Raw genomic sequence first — 2,041 nt, 5'->3', positions numbered from 1 at the left:
GATGTATTTCCCTTATCCCTAATAGCTTTGAAGGCATTTTCATTGTAAAAAATATCAAAGTACCGCTAAGTATCAACCTATGATTTTAAAGATTTAACCTACTGGGGAATTAGAGGGGGGATGACATCAAGGTCGAAGTTGGAAGTCAGTGTCAAATTGTCTTTTTCCAAAACCTTAAATGTACTTAATCAGTTTCTTATGGCGTTTCTGGGGACTCTGAATTTGCTTCTGGTTGGGGTATTTCCTCTTCATCAGGTTCAGCTTCTTGAATGATATTCATCAATAGCATTCCTAGTTCCCATTCTGACATTCCATCAGCTTGATACTGGATGGCAACTGAAGCTGCTGCTGTATTTATCCGCACTCCTAATACATGGGAGTCTGCTGTTAAAAGTTGTTCTAAACGTCTGACATAATTTGGGTCAGATGCTACTTTTGGTATTCGCAGTCGGATGCGACCGGGTACTGAATGCACGATGGTGTATGTTTGTGAATCATCACTAGCAACGGTTGTCACTGGTTGAGGAATAGTTGTTTGCTCAGTATCAATTACAGGTATAGTTACTGTTTGTTCTTTTAGTTGTTCAATTATTTGGCGCACAAAACCTGCAACTGTAAGGTTGACTATAAGTGCAGTAGCACCCCGTAGTTTAAATCTATTGGTAATTATGATTCCAACTAAGGGTGGTAGAATGTATTCGATTTCATTATGTGCTTGTAAAAATGCACCTAACTGGGGGAAAGTTGTTTCAGTTGGGTTGATCGTGTTTGTATAGCTTGAGGTTGTTGTCATGGTGAATATTCCTTTGGTGAAAGGGAACAGGGAGTGAGGGAGTGGATCACACTGATTATGGCACGGATACACGGATACGGAAGGGAGTGGGGGAGTATTTGGCGTTGGTGATTTGAGCTATGATATCGTGTCCGGGTAAGAGCGCGAACAAAAAACTTTCTCCTTCTACTACTCTTTCTTTCTCCTGACTCCTGACTCCTGACTCCTGACTCCTGACTCCTGACTCCTGACTTATTATTTATAACTATTCAACTGGACATGGTATTACTTGTTTTTAGTTGGTTCCATTTTGTCCGAATAGTTTCGACTCGTTCGCGGTTAACACCTAAATCTGATTCTCCTAGACGGGAAGCTGAACGTAGTTGAATAGCATTAGCTTCTTCATCTACATAAAATTCTACATCATCTACAAATCCCATTATCTTACTTGTAAACTCAGCATACAAGTAATTTTTATCCTCCTTAACAATATTTGTCCGAGACATAGATGCAATTATTTGTTTGAGGTTAGCGATCGCTGTTTCTGGATTATTAGAGTCATAGCTAAGAGAGACTATACCATGTTCTGCATCTTGACTGTAACTACTGACACAGTTTGGACTATTGGGACAAGGTGCTAGTCGTCCAGAATATACGCCTAGATTATTGGGTCTGGTGCCAGCAAATAAATTTAGTTTGTCAGAGGTGGCATTAACTCCGACAACAATGGCAACTGTTACTAACAAAAAGAGGGTAATGTATAACATTTTCAAAAATATATTAGGAGATTTTTTTTCTGTTGTTTCCATGGTCTATCGGAGAATAATTTGATTGAACTGGTTAATATGATTCTATCGTTAGATAATAACAATTATTCTATATCTAAACTAAAAATTTTATGACTGACGAAAAGCAAGCAATATTAACAGCAAATCAAGCCTTTTATCGAGCTTTTGAAAAACGGGACATCGAAACTATCAGTTCTATTTTGTCCAAGGGTATTGACACAGTTTGTATTCATCCAGGTCGTAATGCCATTCGTGGTTTTGAAAATATTCGGAATTCCTGGGATTTAATATTTAAAAATACTAATTATATGGAAATAGATCTTGATATTGTGACAATAGAAATTAATGGAGATATTGGTTATGTTATTTTGATTGAAAATTTGATGCAAGTGATTGGAGGTAGGAAAAGTAAAGCTCAGTGTATAGCAACAAATATTTTTGAGCGGATGGGTGGAAATTGGTATCTGATTCATCATCATGA

At 37.5% G+C, this 2,041-nt stretch carries 3 protein-coding genes; 1 reads left to right on the top strand and 2 read right to left on the bottom strand.

Translation table 11 applies throughout. The features are described 5' to 3' along the window. Positions 1 to 196: 196 nt before the first annotated feature. Both F6K13_RS30390 and F6K13_RS30385 read right to left on the bottom strand, forming a co-directional pair. Positions 197 to 793, bottom strand: coding sequence for an HMA2 domain-containing protein (locus F6K13_RS30390; RefSeq protein ID WP_124143195.1), 597 nt, complete (start codon positions 791 to 793; stop codon positions 197 to 199). A 248-nt stretch (positions 794 to 1,041) separates the two neighbouring features. Next, a complete protein-coding gene (locus F6K13_RS30385) occupies positions 1,042 to 1,581 on the bottom strand; it encodes a DUF1499 domain-containing protein (protein WP_124143194.1) in 540 nt (179 codons plus the stop codon). Positions 1,582 to 1,670: 89 nt separating this feature from the next. Here F6K13_RS30385 and F6K13_RS30380 point away from each other — a divergent pair. Continuing rightward, a partial coding sequence (locus F6K13_RS30380) for a nuclear transport factor 2 family protein (protein WP_287289460.1) occupies positions 1,671 to 2,041 on the top strand: 371 nt, incomplete at its 3' end.

This window comes from Okeania sp. SIO2B9, from assembly GCF_010672505.1.
Classification (GTDB): domain Bacteria; phylum Cyanobacteriota; class Cyanobacteriia; order Cyanobacteriales; family Microcoleaceae; genus Okeania; species Okeania hirsuta.
Note: the sequence above shows the minus strand (reverse complement) of the source record. Positions and strands in the feature narration are given on the sequence as shown.

Coding starts and splice junctions, on each gene's coding strand:
- F6K13_RS30390 (WP_124143195.1), bottom strand. CDS start 793: ATGACAACAACCTCAAGCTATACAAACACGATCAACCCAACTGAAACA.
- F6K13_RS30385 (WP_124143194.1), bottom strand. CDS start 1,581: ATGGAAACAACAGAAAAAAAATCTCCTAATATATTTTTGAAAATGTTA.